Here is an 872-nt window from a genome sequence, read left to right as displayed (position 1 = left end):
GGGTGGATCAGGGTAACAACCATTTTGATGTTGTCGCCCGGCATTACCATCTCTACGCCTTCCGGCAGTTCGATGGTACCAGTCACGTCAGTAGTACGGAAGTAGAACTGCGGACGGTAGCCTTTGAAGAACGGAGTATGACGGCCGCCTTCGTCTTTGGACAGAATGTACACTTCAGATTCGAACTTGGTGTGCGGCTTGATAGAGCCCGGCTTAGCCAGTACCTGACCACGTTCGATTTCTTCACGCTTGATACCACGCAGCAGAACACCAACGTTCTCACCAGCACGGCCTTCGTCCAGCAGTTTGCGGAACATTTCAACGCCAGTACAGGTAGACTTAGCAGTCTCTTTGATACCAACGATTTCAACTTCTTCACCAACTTTGATGATACCGCGCTCTACACGACCGGTAACAACGGTACCACGACCGGAGATGGAGAATACGTCTTCGATAGGCAGCAGGAACGGCTTGTCAATCGCACGCTCTGGTTCTGGGATGTAAGAATCCAGGAAGCCAGCCAGTTCGATGATTTTCGCTTCCCACTCTGCTTCGCCTTCCAGCGCTTTCAGAGCGGAACCACGAACGATCGGAGTGTCGTCGCCCGGGAAATCGTACTGAGACAGAAGTTCACGAACTTCCATTTCTACCAGTTCCAGCAGCTCTTCGTCATCAACCATGTCGCATTTGTTCAGGAACACGATGATGTACGGAACGCCTACCTGACGACCCAGCAGGATGTGTTCACGAGTCTGCGGCATCGGGCCGTCAGTCGCAGCAACAACCAGGATCGCGCCGTCCATCTGCGCAGCACCGGTGATCATGTTTTTAACATAGTCGGCGTGGCCCGGGCAGTCTACGTGTGCGTAGTG

Annotated in this window: 1 protein-coding gene; it reads right to left on the bottom strand. The window is 53.3% G+C overall.

Features of this window, described 5'->3' with window-relative positions; genetic code table 11:
* Window positions 1-872 (bottom strand): elongation factor Tu (tuf, locus tag BZK41_RS26755; protein ID WP_079940180.1); only part of this gene is annotated, 872 nt, incomplete at both ends.

Origin of the sequence: Citrobacter sp. A316 (assembly GCF_002042945.1) — a bacterium.
Taxonomy (GTDB): domain Bacteria; phylum Pseudomonadota; class Gammaproteobacteria; order Enterobacterales; family Enterobacteriaceae; genus Citrobacter; species Citrobacter portucalensis.
This window is presented reverse-complemented; position numbering and strand designations above follow the sequence as displayed.